The sequence below is a fragment of the Halonotius pteroides genome (genome assembly GCF_003605635.1).
GTDB lineage: Archaea > Halobacteriota > Halobacteria > Halobacteriales > Haloferacaceae > Halonotius > Halonotius pteroides.
Map to the genome: position 1 here is coordinate 97,316 of NZ_QMDW01000002.1, position 20,644 is coordinate 117,959.

The following is a 20,644-nucleotide window of genomic DNA, read 5'->3' on the forward strand; positions in this document are numbered from 1 at the left end:
TTTTGAGAGAATCGCTGTTGATCCATCGACCTGATTGCGGTTGCATATAAAAGCTTGCGACAAGGCTTATATCATGGTACGTCATACCATGACGTGCATCGAATGTTTGAATCATTTTCCGACGGCTACTATCTCGGCGAACTGTACGTCGAACCGCACGACTGCGACCGCGCTGTCATCCAACGGGCCGACCACAAGGCCGTCAACAAGCAGTTGTATGCCGACAACGAGGGGGTCGAACGGCTCGACGCGCCGCTGGTGATGAAGCTTGACACCGCTCATTTCCCGGTTGGCGGCGACGAGGGGGTTCCCTCCGGCACGCTGGCGGTGCCATCGGAACTGCTTGAAGAGCAGACAGCGAGCGCCCGCGAAGTCTTTCTTGCCGACCGCGAACGCGCAATGGAGCTGTTGCGGTATGCGGGCTGGGAGCCGGCGGCCGGTACCTAACCGGTCGTCGACCCAACGTTTCAAGTCCGCTGGCCGCGGCCATTCGGCATGTTCGATAAACTGCTCGGACGCGCCGAACTCAAGGCCCGTATCGAGGAGTTAGCAGACGAAAAGCACCACTTGGAGCGACAGCTCGAGGCCGAATCCGACCGCCGGGCCGACGCCGTCAGCGACAAACAGGCCGCCGAGGAACGGGTCAACCGACTAGAAGACCGGATCACAGAACTCGAAGACCGCGTCGAACGCAGCCAGCAACGCGAGGAACACGGCCGCGAGCCGCGGCGCACCGAATCACTCCGTGGCGACCGTCTTGACAGTGTTCTCGGTCGGCTCGAATCGGTCGAAACAGGCCGTGAGGGCGCACTCAGCGCGGCCATCGCCGACGACAACACGCTCCCCGGCACTGTCACAGCCGCGGTCGACGGCGACTGCGCCGGCGTCATTCGGGGAGCCGCGCCGACGCTGTACTACACCGACGATGCCGGCCTCGTCTCGGTCGCGCTCCGCCCGCCGATCATGCCCGATGCCTTCACGGCGTGGAATGCTCGCTTCGAGATCGATCGTGGGTGGTTCCAGCCTGTCGGCCGGCTGGTGTTTGGGGTCGTCCGTGCCGACGTGTGTGCCGTCGGCATCTACGAGGACGGCGAGCGCGTCGATTTCGAGGGGTTCGAAAGCGCGGTCAAATCGGAGCACTCGAAGGGGGGGTTCTCACAGCGCCGCTTCGAGCGCATCCGCGACGAACAGATCGACGACCACCTCGGCGAGTCGGCTGACCTGATCGAGACGCTGGTCAAGGATGCCGACCCCGACCGGGTCGTCCTCACCGGTGAGCAGGCGGTCGTCGGCGAACTTGCGGAGTTGGCCGACCACACCGCCAGCACCGACGCCGGCGGGACGCCGATGGATGCGATCGAACACGCGTTTGCTGATTTCTGGACGACGCGGCTGGTCGCAGTCTGAGCGATTGCGGTGAGCGACGGCCCGCTACCGGACGACCGTCACCGGCACCGGCGACCGCCGCACAACTGTCTCGGAAACGCTACCCAACAACAGGCGGGCAGCCCCGTCGCGGCCGTGACTGCCCATCACGATCTGGTCGGTGTCGCGTTCCGCAGCACACTCGACGATCTCGGTAGCAGGCCGACCGGCCAGCAGTTCGCGTTCGACCGCACGATCGTCGCCGGCGGTCGCCTCGGCCTCGTCGAACAGTTCCTCGGCGCGCGCTCGCTGACTGTCGATAACGCCGGCCGGATCGCTGAGCAGGCCATCCGGGCCAACATTGCCATCGATCGGCGTTAGGACGTGGACGAGAACGATCGTTGCGTCCGGAAACGTTTCCAGCGCGTAGCGCAGCGCTTCCTGTGACGGCGGCGAGCCATCAAGCGGGACGAGAAGTCGGCGGGCCATACCAGATCGTTCGCCGGCAGGGGTAAATAACATGCCGAGACCGGCCCGCTATCGGGATGGCACAACCCGTCGCCGAAACCGGGGGTGTATCAACAACGCACGACGGCCGGTAGTATATACTCCGCCGGGGCCGCCATCCCACGTGGCAAACGCAGCAATCATCGTTTTGGCAGGCACCGAATCGCACGCCGACTACGGGCGGCTCGCAAACGCCCTTGAGGCCGCCAAGGAGTTCGCCGAAACCGACGGCGACAGCGTGACACTCATCTTCGACGGTGCGGGCGTCCAGTGGGTGCCCGAACTCGAAGCCCCCGACAGTGACTATCACGAGCTTTTCGAATCGGTTCGAGCACACGCCGCCGTCTGTGACTACTGTGCGAGCGCGTTCGATGTCGCCGACGCCGTCGACGCCTCCGGGCTGACAACCCTCGCTGAGTACGACGGCCATCCGAGCATCCGCGATCTCGTTGCCGACGACTACGAGATCATCACGTTCTAACGCGGCCGAACACTCGATTTTTAGGGAGGAGTATAGTTCCGGTCGTTCACTCAACGTAATCGAACTGCGCCGCAAGATAGCTGTCAACACCCCAGTAGGCAAACCGGTAACGACCCGGCTGGAGGTCGGGACAGATCGCAAGCTCATCTTCGTGTGGATGGCCCGCAAGCAACCCGTCTTCGGTGAGTTCGAACGACCACGTGAACCCATCACCGGGGGGTTGGACGACCCCGATATCGGTATAGAGAAGGCGGTCGGCATCGCCGGTCGTGCCGCGAACCTCCTCCCAACCGGCTTCGGTTTGTAGTTGTAGATTATACTCGTACTCGTTCCCGGTTGTTAGAGACGTATTCGACACATTGAAAAGCCGAAATTCGATCTCATCGCCGCGCTCAAATGTGAGGTCGTCGACAGCGTCACCGCCAGGGTTGCGAGCACGAAGCGCGAACGTCGACGCACCATCGTCGTCGGTGGACATCCCATACTCAGTGGAGTCGTCGTCGACATACGTGGGGTGACGTCCGAAGCCGTCGGTCGCACAGTCGAGGGCAGCCGGCACCGCCGACGGATCGCCGTTTGGCTTGACGCCGCCAGCAATCGTGTCTGGGTTGATTAGCGGCGTGTCGGCGTCGATCTCGGCTGTGACCCCCGAGCCGTTTGTGAGTGTCACACGTGTTGCTGCCGGGAGATCGTCGCCGGTGACACGGACGAACGCTGAGGGGTAGGTGAGTGCCTGCGTGCAGATCGTGCCCTCCCTGCTGGTATCAACCACGCTGGCGGTGGCAGTGATCGCGTTGTCGTCGACAGCGACTTCGTCGACGGCGATCTCGCGGTAACAGCCGTCGGGGCCGATCGACTGCAGATAGAGGATCGTCGCCGATGAAAAATCGGTTTCGTCAACGAATGCGGTGACTTCCTTGGGCGTCGTCCCGCGGTCATCAACGAGCCAGCGGAGTTCGTCGCGGCGATCAAAGCGGGCGACAACACCAGCCGACTCGGTCGGCTGCCCGGCGGTGGCCCACTGTGGTTCGGTGAAGGAGTCGCCGAGCTGGTGAACGGTATACTCCGTGGCTGATCGGTCAGCAGCCTCGTCGGCGGGGTCGGTCGGCGCGCCGGCACAGCCAGCCAACAGGAGAGTACCAAGACTCAGCCCGGCAAGATAGCCGCGGCGGTGCATACCTGATACTCAGGCGACCAAGCTAAGTGTCTTCGGGCCGGTACAGCCGGCGTTGTAGCACTGAAACAGGCGGTTTCAGGGGTGGCGGTTAGGCGTCGTCGTCCCGAAGCTCGTCGAGTTCGGCTTCGACCTCGGCGTCGTTGGTATCGGCCTCAAGCTCTGATAGTTCGGCATCCACGTCCGCGTCGGCCGTACTGGCCTCACCATCGGCGGTCTCGTTGCTATCGGTCGTGTCGCCGGCGCGTGCGCCCCCATCGCCGTCACCCATCTCGGCTTTCAGCGTATCGAGTTCGGAGTCGACGGCCTTGTCGCTCGACAGTGATTCGAGTTCGCGGTCGATCTCATCGCCGTCGGAGAGCGCGTCGTCAAACGTCCCGGTTTCCTCTAACTCGTTCATCGCCTCAGAACGGGCTTCCATCTCCTCGGTTTGCTCTTCGGCGCGTTCGATCGAGCGGGCGACATCGCCCATCTCGTCGCCGACGCCGCTGAGCGCCTCCGAAACTTGGGAGGAGGCCTCGGCGGCCTCGTATTTCGCCTTCATCGTCTCCTTTTTTGTGCGGAACTCCTCGATGCGACCCTGCAGTTTGTCCTTTTTGTCAACGAGGTCGTCCTGTGTCGACTGCAGATCGGCGATCTGGTCGTTGAGCTCCTCGATCTGGCTCATCTTCGATTGCTTCTTTTCGAGGGCTTTCCGGGCAAGGTCGTCCCGATCCTGTTGGACGGCCTCACGGGCCTGTTCGTTGTGTTTGTCGACGTTCTCTTCGAGGCGGCGTTTCTGCATCTCTAAGCGTTTCTTCTGTGTCGTCAGGTCAGCGATCCCCTGTTTGACATCCTGCAGCTCGTCTCGCATCTTCTCGTAGGAGTAATCCAGCGTCTCGGTGGGATCTTCCGATCGGTTGAGGAGGGCGTTGAGCTTCGACCGAACGACGTAGGAGGTGCGCGAGAGGATTCCCATGGGTTGTGTTGGGCCACGGCGTGCTTAAAACCTGAGATGTGGCCCCTCGGAGGCTCGACAGCCCGTTCGGCCGCTTCTCGTGAGGCTGTGTACCACTGTGGGCTGGCGGTGTCGATACTGACGCGCTGTTCTACGGCGAAGACATCGTCGACGGCGTCGTCGAACGGTTCGATCTCACGGTTGCCGACGACGGCCGACTTCGGGCGCGACGCGACGATCACGGGCGGGCTGGTATCCTCGAGTTCGCCGCCACGCTCGGCGACCGCTAAGAAATTAACTCGATTTGTACTCGCAGTAAATTTATACACCTGTCGCCGTTACATACTGGTGATGCCCCAGATCACCGTCTCCGACGACCTGTACCGACAGCTCGAAGCCGAATCGCGTGACACAGAAATCAACGACACGCTCTGGAAGATGGTTGGTTCCTACCGACGCGCCAACAATCCTGAGTCGGATACAGCCTGATTAGTTTGGTTCGGGGTTTACTGAGTAGTATCCGCTGAGCGCGAACAGTTACCAGATTGAACGACCACCGCCGGCTCGGTGGGTGAACGACCTTAGCGGCCGTCACGACATCTTTGGGGTCAAGATGACCGTCGAACACATCGCCGGGAAATCCAGCAGAGAACTCACCGACGAGATCTCGGGCGGCTGTCTCATCGCCGAGATCGGCCGCGGCGACGACGGCCGCGTGCCTGAGGCCGATGAAGCGATCGAGTTCGGCGACCGAATCACGTTCCTCGGCGATTCCGCCGGGGTAAAGAAAGCGGTTGGTCGGTTTCATCCGCACGACTGAGGCGGGGTCGATTTAGCGTGACCGCCAGCCGTCAGTGCGCATGGTCGTCTTGATCTATCATCTCAACGACCTCCGCACGGGAGACGAGTTCGGCGTCACCGGATCGGAGGTCGTGTTCGCTCGCCGCGATCTGTTTCCACCCTTCCCGCGAGAAGACAGGGTGTTTCACCGCATCGCGGGCGGCATACCGGAGGAACTCGCTTCTGGAGTTGAATCCCTCCTCTTTCTACGTCGTGTCGATATCGTCGAGAAACGCCTTACTGAGCCGGAGATTGATTTGTACGGTTTCCGGATCGTCGGGGCCGTCTGCGGAATCGGTTTCTGACATATACGCATACTTTAGGCGGCTATATGCGTGAAACTTGGCTCCGGACGATTCGGACAAGAAAGAATCATTCGCTATCGACGCCGAGCCGCTGGAGTCACTCGCGGCGGTTTTCACTTGCTTTCGCGTCGGCCTCGGCGAGCAGGTCGCGGTGTCGGTCGGCCTCGCTGGCCGAGCCACCGCCCGTGAACGCCAGCAGGGAGTAGTCGCTGGTGAGCCGATCGATCGCCTCCGAAAACGTCTCGTCGTCGCGTTTGTGGGCCGCGATCCGCTTGTAGACCTCTTCATCGAGGCGGACTGATTTCGTGCCCATGTGTATACGGTCGTATATGAGCGGCATGAGGCTTTGGTCGTGGGTGGTATGAGCGTTCTCGAAGCTAAATCGCTCGACAACGACAGTAACAACACGCTCTGGACGATGGTCATATCCTGTCGACGAGCAAACAATTCGGAATGCGACACTGTTTGAAAACAGGTTATTGGTCGCGTCTGAAAGTCGTTCAAACTTTACCTCCATTCGCTGTGACCGATACGCTACACCGCATCTTGTTCTGAGTTGACCGTTGGAGGAACTCGTCGAAGAACTTGCGGTAGTAGTCTGGATTAGCGTATTTCGTAAGAGTCAGTTGCAACAACGTATCCAGTCCCTCCTCGCTCCATTGCATCCAGTCACGCTTGCAGCGCTTGGCTACCTCACCCATTGCCCGTTCGACAGGGTTCGAGGTCCACGGCACCTCGAACCCGGCAGTCGCCTCCTCAGCAAACGTCACCATGGAGTCCAACTCACCTCGAAGATACGACGCTGCTTTCGGCGAGGACAGTTGGTCTAACTGCCACGCTGTCTTCTCTATCCGATCTTTCGTTTGGGCGATCCGCCCGCGGATCGCCGAATACTCATCCTCCGGTCGATGCTTCTCAACAGAGTTCTTGAGGTGGAATAACTCTCCAGCTACCTCCGAGATGATCTCTTTACGATCCTCCAGTGAGAGTGCACCGTCATCCCACAGCTTGTAGCCAAGTGTTCGTGGAACGTGGGACAAGTCGAGCTGATGGTCACGTGTATTCGTCTTAAATGCCTTAACAAGGCTGTTTTCGGCATCACTGACGACTTTCGCGTCGTCAGTGATTGCCTCGGCAGCATCCAACGAATCGGCGATCTCACTCCACGGTGAGTTCACCGAGACATCAAGCACTGATCGTGCGGCTGCTTCGGTGTCTTCTGCAAGTGTTACCCGCACATTGTGGTACTCACGATCTTCGTCTTGGCTGTAGCAGTTCGTTCCATCAGGAATGACTGTTTCTGCCTCACGCCCAGCTATGCGGCTGGAAACGAACTCTGTGAGTTTCCTGCCGCAGTCGGTCACACGGTCGCGGATAGTGTCCTTCGAGGGTGTCCGTTCGAGTTCATCAGCATGAGCAACTGCGTCGCGGTAGGAGAGCGTTGTCGCAAGATCAACTGTTCGTGCAGCGATATCCTGTTGATATCGCTTCTGGCCGTTGAAATCGATGACATTGTCGATAGGGCGAAAATACGTGCTCTCGTCGTCAGCTGCTGCGGTGTCCTTGACGTAGCCAAGTGAAAACTGGTGGTCACCGGCGGTGGTAACTGCCGTGCGAGTCTTGCTCGTTGAGCGTTGATATCGCTTTGTTCCGTTTCCTTGTGCGTGTTTTTCGCCACAGTACGCCTCAACGAGGTGCTCGTTGAGGCTTTCAACCATCGCTTCGAGCAGCGTCGATTCAAGATGCTGCTCGGTGAGAAAATCCGCGAGGGCGGCAAGCGGGTGCTTTTCGGACAGATCAAGAGTTAGAACGAAGTCTATGGTGACTGAAATCTCAGTTGGGGACTCTTTCATTTCATCAATCCGTCCCCATTCCTTCGGGGAATTAGCTACGACTTCGCATCAGCGACTGCTTGGATAGTTTTGAACGACTTTCAGACGCGACCAGGTTATTATGATAGTTTCAGAGATTCTGCCCGAATTTTATTATTTACCTCACGTGCTATTTTGTTATCCAATATATAAAGATGCCATACACCAAAAAGAAAGAAGCCAAGAAAAGAACCGAAGTAAACAGGAGTGACTCTTTGATTGACCATCTGAGAATGCCAAGGGTTGCGAGAAACCCAGTCACTGATAGAGACAGAACCATATAAATAAATAATTTTGACAATTTATTCTGTCTTTTGTCTGATATTTCATCGAAGACACCTTCATTTTTAACAAAATTTGCTGTTAAAAAGACAACAGGTAGTAGCAATCCAGTTACCTGTAGCAAGGTAAGAGCAATATCATTCAATTCAGCTATACTTGTCATGTATTAGTGATTTTTGTTGTGAGGTACTAATTCCTTCGGTGAGATTAGAATCAGATCATAGAATGTGTTCTCAGATTTTTACTGACAAAGTATTAACATTAAATTAAGCGTTAGTTATAATCCCGCCAGCGATAGCCGCACTCCTTACACTTAAAGAATCTCGTCGGCGGTTCGTCGGCTGCACCGGTCTGTTTGATCGTGTACCACGCTTCGCCGTGGCCGCACTCCTCGCATGTCACGTCGTCGGCGGTCGGTTTGCCCTCGAAGTTGTCGTTTTCCTCGGTTTCGATGAGTTCGTCGTCACTCTGTTCGGTCGTTGAGACGAAGGCGTCGGCGCGGTCGTCGTCGCGGTCGGCGGTCGCCCCACAGTCATCGTTGGTACAGACCATCGCACCGTCTTGAGAGACCATCATTGTCCCACACTCGTCGCAGAACTGCATACCCGCGGTACCAGCCGGGACGGTTTAATCTCGTTGCCAACACCTGCCGGCGTCGTGACCGAGTCGATCGACTGAGGTCACACCGGAACAGCCGTAGACAGCCGACAGGCTGGATCGCGGAGGCGGTCAACGGATCTTTCGGACATTGCTCAGATCGTAGCCCCGGTCGTGGAGTTCGCTCTCGAAGGCGGCGATCTCATCCCGATCCAACCGACCGAGCGCACCGGGAAGTTCACGGATCGACAACAGACGGGCGCGCTGTGAGCCGCCGGTCTCCCACCCAAACGACAGCGTCCCGGTTGTCGCCGCCGAAAGGCTACCAAGCTGGGCGTCGGTCACCGCCTCCGCGTCGGCGACGACAAGCACCAGCCCACCGCGGGCGGCGACCATCCGGGTCAGCCCGCGAAGCAGGCGAACGACAGCCGCCCACGACACCACATCGTCCGAGAGGTCACCGAGGTCGGTGACCGCGTCGATCACAACGAGAGTCCCGCCGACAGCGTCGTCCAGCGACGCCCGCAACATCGACAGGATCGCTGGGCTGTCAGCCGCCCCCGAGTCGTCGCTCCCGGCACCCGTTGTCGACGATGTGGCCGTGGCTGCAACGTCGGCAACGGTGGTACCGTCGGCGTTGGTATCGTCGGCAGCGGTAGTGTCGTCAACGGCGGTGGCGTTGTCGACAGCGGTGGTGCTGTCACCGGCGTCGTCGCCGGGGATCGTCGCAGTGGTCTCACCGTAGTCGAATGGGTCGGCTGTTTCGTCGTTCTCGACAGCGTCATCGGCGATACCATCAGGGTCGGCGTCACCATCAGCGGGCGACTCCGGCGGCAGCGACGGCGGCGCGTCGCTGTCCTGGTACCACGCTTCCGGCACGTCGGTCGCGTCGAAATACGCCGCCGAGAGGTCATGATAGGTGATCCCCGTGGCCGCCCGCTTAGCGATCTCGGTGGAGACCGTCTCGGTCAGTGCCGCCTCTAGCGAATCAGTCGTTGCCGCCACCGAAAGATAGTGGACACTTGCGGGGACGATCACCCCTTCGTGGTCGATCCCCCGATAGTGACGCTCGAAGGCCTCGTTGTCGGTCGTCGCTAAGGCGTTCATCGCCGCGCTGGTCTGGGCGAACTTCCGGCCGCCGGCACCGGGTTCGGTCGCCAACAACACGACGCTGCCCGTGGGGACGCCCCCGTCGAGCATCGAATCCAGCCGGGAGACGCCGAACGGGATATCGACCATAGGTGGCGATACGGCTACGCCCGTTTAGCCGTTACGTCGAGCGGGTCGCCGCCGACCCGTGCACCGTGGTTGCGGCCTGCAACGAGATCAACCGTGCCGTCGATTCCAGCCGCATCGAGTGCTGCCCGGCCAGCCGTGCGAGCCGCGTCGCCGTGGGCGGCGTCGGTGACGCCGTAGACGGTCGGTCCCCACGAGGATTGTCCCGCCCCGTAGATCGCCGGCGACCCCGACAGCGAGTCGACGAGTTCGCCGACTGGGGGCCGGTAAACGCCGCCCTGTTCGTCGGTGTACCACGTGCCGTTGAGCCGGCCGATCTCGGCGACAGCCGCGCCAAAGCGGTCGGCATCGCCGGCGGCGATCGCGGGCAACACCCGCCGGGTGAGTAGCCCCGAGATGCGGTCGGCGATCGCCGGCTCGGCACGCTCGATGGCCGTGCGAATGCTGTCGTCCTCCACGTCGCCGCTGCGGCCTGGCTCGCTGTCAGGGATCACAAGCAGAAATCGCCAGTGGTCAGGGATCCGGTGGCGGGCGGCGATCGGCGGCACCGTCCAGTCGCCGTCCTGTGGGCGATCGGTCGTGAACCGCGCGGTCGGGTGGCCGCCATCAAGCACGAACCCGCCGGCCTCGAAGGTGCCAACACCGATCCCCGACCGCCCGCCGCGACCGAGCGCAGGCGCGATCTCGCGGACGGCGATCCCCTTGTTGTGGGCGTCGGCGACCGCCGTTGCCACGGTCAACGCCGTTTGGGTACCGCTACCGAGCCCGACGTGTGCCGGGAGCTGCTGGTCGAGCTGCAGTGAGACGCCATCGACACCCAACTGCTCGCAGACCGTTTCGGCGACCGATTCGATCGCCGGCGGCGCGTCGACCGACGCAGCCGGGGTTGCTGACAGCGACATCTGTGGCGCGTCGAGGGCCACGCCAAGCGCGCCATACAGCCGGCTGTGTGACAGCGAGAGATTGCTAAAGCCGAAATGCAGCCGCCCGCCAACGGCGACCTGTGTCATACCGATAGTTGGACATGCGGTGGTATTCGGGTTTCGGCAGCGGCAGTGATCGGGGGGAGGGCCGCTCGCTCACCCGAACTGTTCGAGGAATGTGTTGACATCCGCGTCGCTGCCGGCAACAACAAGCCGATCTCGCCGTGCAAGCTGAAATGTCGCTTCCAGTTCTGTCAGCGTACGGCCGTCACGCTCAACGGCGACGACGGTACAGCCGGTTCGTGCTCTGATGTGAGCACCTTCCAGCGTCTCACCGGCCAACCCTGGAGCGGTCGTTTTCATGATCTCGACGTTGGTTTCGATGCCGAGGATCTCCTCGTCGTCGATGACAAGCGAGGCGATCGACCGGCCGCTGACCGTCGCCAACGAAAGGACATAGTCCGCCCCCGCGCGGTATGTTTTCGGCACCGCAGCCCGGGTTTCGGCACGGGCGATGAGCTCCGTCTCCGGGTCAAGTTCACGCACGATCAGTGTCGCAAACTCGGTGGCGGTCTCATCCGGGATCGCCAACACGACCGACTCGGCGGTTCCGACATCGGCGGCGGTGAGCGTCTCAGTGACCGTTGCGTCGCCGACGACATCGACCCCATCTTTCGATTCAATATCGACGACGGTATGTGTGATACTGGCCGCCGACAGCAGCTCCGAGACCGTTTGGCCGACCTGTCCGTAGCCAACGACGACAACGCGCCCGCGACCGAACTGTCGAATCCGCGAGCCGGTAGCGGTACGGAGTCGGTCGAGGGCGGCACCGTCACCGGTCACCAACAGCGTCATCCCGCGTTCCAGCGTGGTATCCAGCGGCGGTGGCGTCTCGAAGTCGCCCTTGTGCCACGCGCCGACGACGTTGACGTTGTACCGATCACGGATGTTGCTGTCGGCCAACGTCTGGCCGGCCAGTTCGCTGTCAGCCCGAACCGAGACCTCGGCGATCTCGAAGTCCTCGCCCAGCTGGATCGAATCCCCGAGATCGGTTTCGATGGCGGTTGTCACCTTCCGGGCCAACCCCTCCCCAAGCAGTTGCCGGGGTGTGACAACATGGTCGGCCCCAGCAAGGTCATGGTAGGCGGCAAGCGAGGGATCTTCGACGACGCTGACCACGGTCACATCCTCGGTGACCTCACGGGCCGCAAGGACGATGCTGGCGTCGACCCGATCCGAGACATCGGCGACGAGGGCGCGGGCCGAACCGAGATTGGCGTCCCGAAGGTCGGCGGCCGACTGTGGGTCGGCGTGGATGACGGTGTAATCCTCCGCATAGAGGTCGGCCGCCCGCTCGTGATCCGGTTCGACGAGGACGTAGGCAACGTCCTTCGAGTCGAGTTCGGCGATCAACTCCCGGGCGCGATCGGTGTAGGTGCAGATGACCACATGGTCGCTGTGCTCATCATCGACGGTGGTCGGCACCGAGACCGAGAACTGCTCGCGGAACCACGGCAGCAGGATCGCCGGCAAGGCGAGAAAGAACAGGCCGACGCCGGTGAGATCCAACAGCACAACCAACGCGTTCATCTCCGGGCTCTTCCAGGGGGCATCCGAGCCGTAGCCGGTGGCGGTGATCGTCTCGACGACGACCTGTCCCGAGTGAAACAACGAGATCTCCGTCCCTGGTGGCGGGTAGGGGCCGGGCTCGAAGGTGCGCATCCCAGCGTCGTAGATGACGGCCATGACCGCGACAAAGACGACGACAAAGACGAGGAAGTAGCCGACGCGCTTCCGGAGACTCCGCATACCCGAGCAATGTGGCGATCATAAAAAACACCCCCGTCTGATCGCGGTCGTCGGCAGTGTGGTTTTGCTGTCGGGCCGCGGATCGGCAGGTATGGCTGACAGCGGCGTCCAGCGTGTTGCTCACGACCTCCTCGGCGAGCCACACATCTGTGGGCGGCGGATCAGCGTCCGTCAGGTCGCCGCCCTCGCCAAGGAACGGGATACTGAACCCGAGACGGTCGCCGACCGGTTCGATCTCGATGTGGCCGACGTGTATCACGCGCTGGCGTACTGCCACGACCATCCGGGCGAGATGCAGGCCGTCAAGCGCGAGCGGGCCGAAGCGATCGCGGCGTTCAGCGAGGAAATCGAGCGGCAGGACGGTGTCGATCCAAAGACGACCGACAATGAGTGAGTGGCGGTTCCCTCTCGACGAGAACATCGATCCGAAGACAGTCACCTATCTGCGAAAGGAGGGTGTCGATGTTGAGCACGTCCGTGACACTCTCGGCGAGGGAGCTGATGACGAGGCCGGTATTCTGCCGTACGTCCGTGAGACCGACCGGATCATCGTCACCAGCGACGTGAGTGGTTTCGGCGCGCTCACGTCAGATTCCCACGCAAGCGTCGTGTTGCTACACGACGATACGATGGCGGCCTACAGCGTCGCCGCCGGGATACTGGCGATGATCGAGGCGTATGGGAACCAGTTCAGCGGTCGCGGACAACTCGATCCGTGGTGGTAGTGACTCTCACAGAGAATCCAACGATCCGACAGCCCATCGCGCCCATCGAAACCGTTTTGATGAAACCTGCCGCACAGTCGGTATGCCACCCGAACCGACCACCGAATACGACCCCACGCTGGGGAGGAAGTTTATTTTCGTTACCGGCGGCGTGATGTCCGGGCTCGGAAAGGGGATCACCGCCGCGAGCACGGGCCGCCTGCTGGCGAATGCCGGCTTCGACGTGACCGCGGTCAAGGTCGACCCCTATCTCAACGTCGACGCCGGGACGATGAACCCCTACGAGCACGGCGAGGTGTACGTCCTCAAGGACGGCGGCGAGGTCGATCTCGATCTCGGCAACTACGAGCGCTTCCTTGGGATCGATATGACCTCCGATCACAACGTGACAACCGGGAAGACCTACCAGAGCGTCATCGAGGCCGAACGCGCCGGCGACTACCTCGGCAAAACCGTCCAGATCATCCCCCACGTGACGGATGATATCAAACGCCGCATCCGCGAGGCCGCCGAAGGTACCGATGTCTGTATCGTCGAGATCGGCGGCACCGTCGGCGACATCGAGTCGATGCCGTTTCTCGAATCCCTCCGGCAGTTCGCCAGCGAGGAACGCGACGATGATCTGCTCTTCATGCACGTCACGCTCGTCCCCAACTCGATGAACGGCGAGCAGAAGACCAAACCGACCCAACACAGCGTCAAGGAACTGCGATCGATCGGCTTGCAGCCCGACATCCTCGTCGGGCGCAACGAGGAGCGACTCAACGAGAAGACGAAAACGAAGATCGCCCGCTTCTGTGACGTCTCAACCGATGCCGTCTTCTCGAATCCTGATGTCGACGACATCTACAAGGTGCCGCTGATGGTCGAAGACGAGGGCCTCGACGAGTACGTGATGGAACGGCTCGGCATCGCCAACAACGCCGTCCCGAAAGCCGACCGCTCCCAACGCTGGCGGGAGCTTGTCACCCGTGAACGCGATGGCAGCGTCAAGATCGCGCTGGTCGGCAAATACGGGCTTGAAGACGCCTATATGTCGATCCACGAGGCGCTGAAACACGCCGGGATCGAACAACAAACCGATGTCGAGGTCTTGTGGGTTGATGCCGACGAGATGGCGGAGAAACACGCCGAGCGGATGGAATCGGCCGACGGGATCATCGTCCCCGGCGGCTTCGGCTCCCGCGGCGCGGCAGGGAAGATCAACGCTGTCCGCTACGCTCGCGAAAACGACGTGCCGTTCCTCGGGCTCTGTCTGGGCTTCCAGATGGCAGTCATCGAGCAAGCCCGCAACGTGCTGGGGCTTGCGGGGGCCCACTCCGCTGAGATCGATGAGGAGACACCGCATCCCGTCATCGACATCCTGCCCGAGCAGACAGAGATCGACGACATGGGCGGGACGATGCGGCTCGGTGCCCACGAAACCCGGATCGACCCCGACACGCTGGCCGCCGAGATCTACAACGCGGACTCCTGTACCGAACGCCACCGCCACCGCTACGAGGTCAATCCCGAGTATATCGACGAACTGGAGTCCGAGAACATGGTCTTCTCCGGAACCTCGGGCCGACGCATGGAGATCCTCGAACTCGACGACCACCCATTTTTCCTCGGGACGCAGTTCCACCCCGAGTTCCGGTCGCGGCCCGACCGCGCGAGCCCGCCGTTCGTGGGCTTCCTTGCGGCGGTCACGGAGCACAGCGACTCGACTGAAGCGGCAAGCGAACCAACCGATGATGACACCGAAACCGAGGCGACAGTTTAGATGGTAAACCCAACCGAGTTCATCGACGACGCAGTCGAATCGATCAGCGAGCAGATCGGCGACGACAACGCGATTATCGCGCTGTCGGGCGGTGTCGACTCCTCCGTGGCCGCGACAGTCGCCTACGAGGCCGTCGGCGAGCAACTCACGCCGGTCTACGTCGACACCGGCCTGATGCGGAAAGGCGAAACCGAGCAGATCCGCGAGACGTTTTCCTTCATGGATTCCCTCCAGGTTGTCGATGCCCGCGAACGGTTTCTCGACGCGCTGGAGGGGGTGACTGATCCCGAGGAGAAACGGGAGGCCATCGGCGAGCAGTTCATCCGGGAGTTCGAACGCGAAGCGAAGGAAACGGACGCCAAGCAGTTGGTGCAGGGAACGATCTATCCCGACCGCATCGAGTCGGAAGGCAACATCAAATCCCACCACAACGTCGGCGGGCTGCCCGAGGTCGTCGACTTCGAGGGGATCGTCGAGCCCGTCCGCGACCTCTACAAGGACGAGGTTCGGGCGGTCGCCCGCGAACTCGACCTCGAAGCGATTATCTCTGAACGCATGCCGTTCCCCGGCCCCGGCCTTGCGGTGCGGATTATCGGCGAGGTGACACCGGAGAAGGTCAAGGTTGCCCGCGAATCCTGTCACGTCGTCGAAGAGGAGCTTGCGGAGTACGAGCCGTGGCAGGCCTTCGCCGCCGTGATCGGGAAAGCGACGGGCGTCAAAGGTGACAACCGCGTTCACGGCTGGGTCGTGGCCGTCCGGTCGGTCGAGAGCCGCGACGGGATGACTGCCCGCGCTCAAGAGATCGACTGGGAAACACTCCAGCGCGTCCAGAGCCGCATCACCGGCGAAAACGAGAATGTCGCCCGCGTCGTCTACGACGTGACCCACAAGCCGCCGGCGACCATCGAGTACGAATGAGCGAGACCGCAATCGTCGCCGGCCCCGATCCCGATGGGCTGGGCGACGCCCTGGCCGACGAGGGGTTCAGCATCACCCGGATCGACGGTGTGGTATCGTCGTCGACGCTGGATGCTGCCGGCATTGACGACGCCGCGATGGTGGTGTTGACCGACGTGGGCGAAGCCAGCGGGATTCCCGTTGCCAAGGAACTGAACCCCGAGGTTCGCGTGGTCGTCTACAGCGAGCAGTCGCTGCCGGAGGTCGCAACACGGCAGACTGACTTGGCGGTCGATCCCGCGCTGTTGGACGTGAGCGTTGTCGCCGAGGAGTTGGCCGCCGAATCTAGTTGACGCTGTGAGATTCCTCAAGAACGGGCGACGGAACAGGATTCACATATTCAAACGGTTCGCCGTCGCATAACGATTCAAAATCCAGATCAGTCGTGACGAGCCGATCCGCTTCAGCCTGCCGTGCGAGCGAGAGGTAGAAACAGTCATACACATCGTGATTTTTTGCCGCGCTGATCTCCTAGGCGTTGCGGACGGTTGTCTCGTCGCTATCGACGAACTCGATGGGATATGCAAGCAGAGAGTTGACCGCGTTTTTGGCTTCGACTGTCTCGAAGCCGAGATCTTCCAATAACCATTGCACACGAAGCGGGAGGTAGCCAAAGACCAGCAACGTCTCGCTGCCGCGGAGCACGGGCACCAACTCGTCGGCAACGTACGAATGGCCCGGATGGTCGTCGATCAGCTGGATCGTCAGCGCGTTCAGATCCGGGAGGACGCTATCGGCAACCGAACGTCGCCTCCCCAGCATCGCGGAACGCTTCCTCGCCCCACTCGTCGCCGTGGGTAACCGTTTCTAACTCCGGTAATTCCCGGACGAGACGGATATTACCGCCCTCCCGAATCACGGTGAACTCAACACCGCCGTCGAGCTGTAAGTCCTCCCGGAGCGATTTCGGAATCGTCAGCCGGCCGCGGTCATTCAACTCCGCCGTGCCGTACTGCTCGCCGGTATCGGTGTCGTCGTCAGTTTGACTCATCCAATCAGCTATATTTAATCGAAAGAGTTTGATCATTATAGGTCTTGGTGACCCCAGCGTAGTTATGATCGAGTGGTTCTTCGACAACCCGAATGCCCGCCGAGAATTAGTGTATCAAAGGCTATATTTATATTCAGGTTAAGCAAATCTGTATGTATGTTCGCTCTGGTGATAACCCCCTCCAGACGCCGGAGCAGTTAGATGGGCGTTTCAAGCTTGTGGCCGGGCTTTACGCCGCCGCATTGCTCTCACCAGCAGTGTTAGGCCTCGCGACACCGTGGCTGGGGTCGGTGAGCTGGCCAGTCACGCTCGGCTTGCTTGGGGCAGTGGGAGCAGTTCTCACCGCCACCGTCGCATGGACAGTTTCCCGGCAAAGCGAGTTCGTTGCATGGCTTGACTCTCCTTGGATCGCGTTTCTCGTCCCCGCTGTCGGTATCCTCCCGATAAGTCTCTATCTGTTTGATGTCTTCCTATTCGTCGCGTTCGCCGTTACGGATCTTCAGCCGGACACCGCGGCCAATCTCATTGGATTCGTCGGCTTTGTTGCCGGGATAGCGGCTACGTTACTGGGTGAGTACCTCGTCCTCAGAGCCCGCACTCAACTGGCGAACACGACGGTAGACGACACCGACGTTGCTGTCGAGTGGACGGCAGGGTGGCCACGACGCGCTCAGCTTTGGTTCATGATTGGAACACTCGTCGTCATCGGCCTTCTCGCCGGAGTGGCCTTCTGGCGACTGGGCTGGAGGGGGGTAACGACTGTCCTACCTCTCGGACCGGTACTCGTGATCGCACTCAGATCGGTGGTTTCCGAGCGCACGCATCGTGCGAGTTCAGTGGGACTGGAACGGCGCAGAGACGGGCGATGGCTCGGCCCCCGTCGCCTCATCCCGTGGTCGAGGGTTGATGGCTTCAGTGTGACCGATGACGCGATCATCCTCCACCGGGCGTTGCCCCGCGTCGACATTCGATGCCAACGGAATCTCATCGATGACGAGGCAGTCGTCGCGGCACTCAACACCCATCTCGATCGACGGGACACATAGCGTCTCGGTATCTCTCGATTAGATCGCAGCGAATACTATCGGCCGCCGAAGGTCATCTCCCAGACCGCCGCGAAACGCTTTTTTTACCACTCGTCAGCGTGGGCGAAGGACAGAGCCGACAGTACGACGGCGTTATCCGGTGTTTTTCATCCCGGCGGCGATCCCATTGACTGTCAGCCGGAGGGTTCGCTCCTCAGCTTCGGTGAGATGGGTCTGGCTCAACAGATGCGTCTGCAGCAGGTTCAGCGGATCGACGTATGGGTTGCGGCGTTCGAGGCTCTCGGCGAACCAGTCACGCCGCAACAGCGAGCTTCGGCCGGTGATCTCCTGCATGTACTCGACGGTCTGTTCGTACTCGGCTTCGAGCCGGGGCTGGAACTCCTCACGAAGTTCGCTGTCGGCCAGCGCGGCGTACTCGTCGGCGATTTCGAGATCCGTTCGGGCGAGTGCGATCGTCGCCCGATCAAATGTCGTCCGGAAAAACGGCCACTCCTCGTACATCTCGGCGAGCGTATCGAGATCGCCGCCGTCATCGAGATAGGCGTCGATACCGGCGGCGATCGAGTACCACCCCGGCAGGATACACCGCGATTGCGTCCAGGAGAACACCCACGGGATCGCTCGAAGATCCTCGACGGATCGCTCCTCGGAGCGGGAGGCTGGCCGAGAGCCAAGGTTGAGATTCTCGATAACGGTGATCGGCGTCGCCTGCTCAAAGTAGGAGACGAAGCCATCGGTTTCCAGCAGGTCGCGGTACGCCTCGCGGGCGGCCGTAGCCATCGTGTTCATCGCTTCCGTCCACTCGTCGGGTACCTGCTCGACGGGCTCCTGCAAGGCGTTGTTGCGGGCGCGGATCTGGGCGTCGAGCATCTGTTCGAGGTTGCGCTCGGCGATCCGCGGGGTGCCGTACTTTTCGGCGATGGCTTCGCCCTGCTCGGTGAATTTGACCTGGCCGGTGACAGTCTCGTTTGGCAGCGCGAGCAGCGCGCGGTTCATCGGGCCGCCGCCGCGAGAGATCGAGCCGCCGCGACCGTGGAACAGCCGCATCGTGATATCGTAGTCGGCGGTGATCTCCGCGAGGCGTCGCTGGTTCTTGTAGAGATCCCAGTTGGCCGCCATGAACCCGTTTTCCTTGTTGGAGTCGGAGTACCCAAGCAAGATCTCTTGGGTGTCGTTGCGGGCCTCAATGGCCTGTCCATAGGCCTCGTTTTCGAACAACGTGCCCATAATCCGGTCGGCCCCGTTGAGCGCGTACTCGGTTTCGAGCAGCGGGACGATGTCGAGGCCGACGTGATCGGGCAGGGAGACGACATCAACCTGATCGGCGAGGAAGAGGACTTCGAGGACGTGGCTTGGCTCCTCGGCCATCGAGATACAGTAGGTGTCGATGGCCTCGGTGCCGTACTCCGTCTGCCAGTCGCCGAGGGCGACAAACCGATCAACCACCTTCTGAGATTCCTCGGTGAGGTCGCCCGGCGACGCCATGTCAATCAGCGGCTCGTCTTGGAGAATCGCCTCCGTCAGGAGCTCGGTGCGATCGTCCTCGTCGAGTTCGCGGTAGTCGATCCCCTCGTTGGCGAGGGCTTCATCGACCGCTTTTGTGTGTTGAATGCGGTGATCCCGAAGGTCGAGGCTGGCCAGCGAGAAGCCGAAGGTGTCGACCTGGCGGATCAGCGGCTCGATGAACGCGTCGGCGATGTCGACGCCGCCGTAGCTGCGCAGGCTTGCGTCGACGGTTTCGAGATCGGCCAGCAGTTCCGCCTCATCCTCGTAGCCACCGGGACGAACGTCGCCGACGCGGGCGAGTCGCTCCCGCATAAAGCCGAACTTCTGGCGGTAGGGTTCCTCGGGGTATCGCTCCTTGGCCTCCTCGGAGACCGAGGGGAACCGTTCCATATCCGCCGCAAGCGAGGTTTGGAACGCGCCGGTCGTCGCATACCGGTTGCCGTCCTGGCTCAGCACGGCCGAGAGCCGCTTGAGTTGGGTCTTGTAGCGATCGAGCACGATCTCACGCTGGGTGTCCAGCGTTTCGTCGGTCACATCGACGGTGACAAAGGGGTTACCGTCGCGGTCGCTGCCGGCCCACGAGCGGAACTCAAAGAGCTTCGGAACGTCGATATCGGGGTATTCGTCGGCGATGACAGCCTCAAACTCGCTGTAGACCTCGCCGACGACATCGAACAGCGTGTTTTCGAGATACCACTGCACGTTGCGGGCCTCATCCTGTGGCTCGGGCTGTCGTTGTCGCACCTGTCGGGTCTGCCAGAGGCTGGTCACCTCGGCGTTGATGTCCTGCCAGACATCGTCTGCTTCCTGATCGGTGAGATTGTGTTCGTCCAGCGTTTTGAGATGGTCGGCGATCGAGCGGAGCTTGGCTTTGACCGTGCTGCGGCGGGCCTCTGTCGGGTGGGCGGTAAACGTCGGCTCGATGAGCACATCGTTGAGAATGCCTTCGACAGTCTCGCTGTCGGCCCCGTCGTCGGCCAGCGCGGAGATCGTCTTATCGAGACTGTCATCGAGGGTGTCTTCCTGTGAGCCCTCCCGAACCGCGCGGACGCGTTCGCGCTCCTCGGCGAGGTTGATCAGCTCGAAGTAGGTGGTGAAGGCGCGTGCCACGTCGCCCTCTTCGTCAGGCGACAACCCTTCGATCGTGTTGCGTAGCTCATCGCGGGAGCTGATCTCGCCGTCGCGGTAGGCGATCGCCGCCTGGCGGAGGGATTCGACGGTTTCGAAGGCACCGGTCGAGGTCTGTTCTTTCAGTACGTCACCGAGTAGGGCACCGAGTTCACGGACATCCTGCCGCACACCTCGGTTGTGCAAAGACATACCG

Annotated in this window: 23 protein-coding genes and 1 pseudogene; 11 read left to right on the forward strand and 13 right to left on the reverse strand. The window is 61.2% G+C overall.

The genetic code is table 11. The annotated features are described in order from the left end of the window. Positions 1-102 precede the first annotated feature (102 nt). Positions 103-447, forward strand: coding sequence for a DUF5802 family protein (locus tag DP106_RS01925; protein ID WP_120082968.1), 345 nt, complete (start codon positions 103-105; stop codon positions 445-447). Positions 448-495: 48 nt separating this feature from the next. Further along, the gene (locus tag DP106_RS01930) at positions 496-1,407 is read left to right on the forward strand and encodes a Vms1/Ankzf1 family peptidyl-tRNA hydrolase (protein ID WP_120082971.1); all 912 of its coding nucleotides are present in this window, start codon (positions 496-498) and stop codon (positions 1,405-1,407) included. A 24-nt stretch (positions 1,408-1,431) separates the two neighbouring features. On the opposite strand, the gene DP106_RS01935 is transcribed toward DP106_RS01930, so the two are convergent. Next, positions 1,432-1,854, reverse strand: a complete 423-nt coding sequence (locus tag DP106_RS01935; RefSeq protein ID WP_120082973.1) for a universal stress protein — start codon at positions 1,852-1,854, stop codon at positions 1,432-1,434. 142 nt (positions 1,855-1,996) lie between these two features. Here DP106_RS01935 and DP106_RS01940 point away from each other — a divergent pair, with 142 nt between their 5' ends. Further along, complete coding sequence (locus DP106_RS01940; RefSeq protein WP_120082975.1) at positions 1,997-2,353, forward strand: DsrE family protein; 357 nt, start codon at positions 1,997-1,999, stop codon at positions 2,351-2,353. A 46-nt stretch (positions 2,354-2,399) separates the two neighbouring features. On the opposite strand, the gene DP106_RS01945 is transcribed toward DP106_RS01940, so the two are convergent. Together DP106_RS01945 and DP106_RS01950 are read right to left on the reverse strand one after the other, a co-directional pair. Then, the gene (locus DP106_RS01945) at positions 2,400-3,530 is read right to left on the reverse strand and encodes a hypothetical protein (protein WP_120082978.1); all 1,131 of its coding nucleotides are present in this window, start codon (positions 3,528-3,530) and stop codon (positions 2,400-2,402) included. An 88-nt stretch (positions 3,531-3,618) separates the two neighbouring features. Then, a complete protein-coding gene (locus tag DP106_RS01950; protein ID WP_120082980.1) occupies positions 3,619-4,485 on the reverse strand; it encodes a PspA/IM30 family protein in 867 nt (288 codons plus the stop codon). Between the two features lie 330 nt (positions 4,486-4,815). On the opposite strand from DP106_RS01950, the gene DP106_RS15700 reads away from it, so the two are divergent. Together DP106_RS15700 and DP106_RS01955 are read left to right on the forward strand one after the other, a co-directional pair. Further along, on the forward strand, positions 4,816-4,953 hold the full coding sequence (locus DP106_RS15700) for a hypothetical protein (protein ID WP_165857797.1): 138 nt from the start codon (positions 4,816-4,818) through the stop codon (positions 4,951-4,953). Between the two features lie 82 nt (positions 4,954-5,035). Next, positions 5,036-5,284 (forward strand): TrkA C-terminal domain-containing protein, encoded by a 249-nt coding sequence (locus DP106_RS01955; RefSeq protein WP_120082982.1) that lies wholly within the window; start codon positions 5,036-5,038, stop codon positions 5,282-5,284. Between the two features lie 31 nt (positions 5,285-5,315). Here the strand turns inward: DP106_RS01955 and DP106_RS16500 are convergent. The 7 genes and pseudogenes from DP106_RS16500 to DP106_RS01995 all read right to left on the reverse strand — a co-directional run bounded on the left by DP106_RS16500 (position 5,316) and on the right by DP106_RS01995 (position 12,330). Continuing rightward, a pseudogene (locus DP106_RS16500) lies at positions 5,316-5,612 on the reverse strand (ribbon-helix-helix domain-containing protein). Between the two features lie 94 nt (positions 5,613-5,706). Next, the gene (locus DP106_RS01965) at positions 5,707-5,922 is read right to left on the reverse strand and encodes a DUF7557 family protein (protein WP_120082985.1); all 216 of its coding nucleotides are present in this window, start codon (positions 5,920-5,922) and stop codon (positions 5,707-5,709) included. Positions 5,923-6,109: 187 nt separating this feature from the next. Continuing rightward, on the reverse strand, positions 6,110-7,462 hold the full coding sequence (locus DP106_RS01970; RefSeq protein ID WP_120082987.1) for an ISH6 family transposase: 1,353 nt from the start codon (positions 7,460-7,462) through the stop codon (positions 6,110-6,112). Positions 7,463-8,035: 573 nt separating this feature from the next. Continuing rightward, positions 8,036-8,365, reverse strand: coding sequence for a transcription factor S (locus DP106_RS01980; RefSeq protein WP_120082991.1), 330 nt, complete (start codon positions 8,363-8,365; stop codon positions 8,036-8,038). Between the two features lie 126 nt (positions 8,366-8,491). Next, positions 8,492-9,598 carry a hypothetical protein gene (locus tag DP106_RS01985; RefSeq protein ID WP_120082993.1) on the reverse strand — a complete coding sequence of 369 codons (1,107 nt, stop codon included), beginning with the start codon at positions 9,596-9,598 and terminating at the stop codon, positions 8,492-8,494. Positions 9,599-9,612: 14 nt separating this feature from the next. Next, the gene (locus DP106_RS01990; RefSeq protein ID WP_120082995.1) at positions 9,613-10,605 is read right to left on the reverse strand and encodes a beta-ribofuranosylaminobenzene 5'-phosphate synthase family protein; all 993 of its coding nucleotides are present in this window, start codon (positions 10,603-10,605) and stop codon (positions 9,613-9,615) included. A gap of 69 nt (positions 10,606-10,674) precedes the next feature. Further along, positions 10,675-12,330, reverse strand: a complete 1,656-nt coding sequence (locus DP106_RS01995; RefSeq protein ID WP_120082998.1) for a potassium channel family protein — start codon at positions 12,328-12,330, stop codon at positions 10,675-10,677. Positions 12,331-12,421: 91 nt separating this feature from the next. Between DP106_RS01995 and DP106_RS02000 the strand changes: the two genes are divergently transcribed. From DP106_RS02000 to DP106_RS02020, 5 genes are all read left to right on the forward strand, one after another. Further along, a complete protein-coding gene (locus DP106_RS02000; RefSeq protein ID WP_120083001.1) occupies positions 12,422-12,724 on the forward strand; it encodes a DUF433 domain-containing protein in 303 nt (100 codons plus the stop codon). After that, complete coding sequence (locus tag DP106_RS02005; RefSeq protein ID WP_120083003.1) at positions 12,717-13,055, forward strand: DUF5615 family PIN-like protein; 339 nt, start codon at positions 12,717-12,719, stop codon at positions 13,053-13,055. The genes DP106_RS02000 and DP106_RS02005 overlap by 8 nt, the downstream gene beginning before the upstream one ends. Positions 13,056-13,137: 82 nt before the next feature. Then, positions 13,138-14,820, forward strand: a complete 1,683-nt coding sequence (locus tag DP106_RS02010) for a CTP synthase (protein ID WP_120083005.1) — start codon at positions 13,138-13,140, stop codon at positions 14,818-14,820. After that, positions 14,821-15,738, forward strand: a complete 918-nt coding sequence (guaA, locus tag DP106_RS02015) for a glutamine-hydrolyzing GMP synthase (protein WP_120083007.1) — start codon at positions 14,821-14,823, stop codon at positions 15,736-15,738. It begins immediately after the preceding gene. Further along, positions 15,735-16,070 carry a DUF7126 family protein gene (locus DP106_RS02020; RefSeq protein WP_120083010.1) on the forward strand — a complete coding sequence of 112 codons (336 nt, stop codon included), beginning with the start codon at positions 15,735-15,737 and terminating at the stop codon, positions 16,068-16,070. Before guaA ends, DP106_RS02020 begins: the two co-directional genes overlap by 4 nt. Positions 16,071-16,248: 178 nt before the next feature. Here the strand turns inward: DP106_RS02020 and DP106_RS16030 are convergent, their stop codons facing one another. Both DP106_RS16030 and DP106_RS02030 read right to left on the reverse strand, forming a co-directional pair. Continuing rightward, positions 16,249-16,539 carry a hypothetical protein gene (locus DP106_RS16030; protein ID WP_205738862.1) on the reverse strand — a complete coding sequence of 97 codons (291 nt, stop codon included), beginning with the start codon at positions 16,537-16,539 and terminating at the stop codon, positions 16,249-16,251. Further along, entirely contained in the window at positions 16,508-16,768 is a 261-nt protein-coding gene (locus DP106_RS02030) for an AbrB/MazE/SpoVT family DNA-binding domain-containing protein (RefSeq protein ID WP_120083012.1), read from the reverse strand. Before DP106_RS02030 ends, DP106_RS16030 begins: the two co-directional genes overlap by 32 nt. A 152-nt stretch (positions 16,769-16,920) precedes the next feature. Between DP106_RS02030 and DP106_RS02035 the strand changes: the two genes are divergently transcribed. Next, positions 16,921-17,814 (forward strand): hypothetical protein, encoded by an 894-nt coding sequence (locus DP106_RS02035; protein ID WP_120083014.1) that lies wholly within the window; start codon positions 16,921-16,923, stop codon positions 17,812-17,814. 132 nt (positions 17,815-17,946) lie between these two features. Here the strand turns inward: DP106_RS02035 and ppc are convergent, their stop codons facing one another. After that, positions 17,947-20,640, reverse strand: a complete 2,694-nt coding sequence (gene ppc, locus DP106_RS02040) for a phosphoenolpyruvate carboxylase (RefSeq protein WP_120083016.1) — start codon at positions 20,638-20,640, stop codon at positions 17,947-17,949. Between the last annotated feature and the right edge of the window lie 4 nt (positions 20,641-20,644).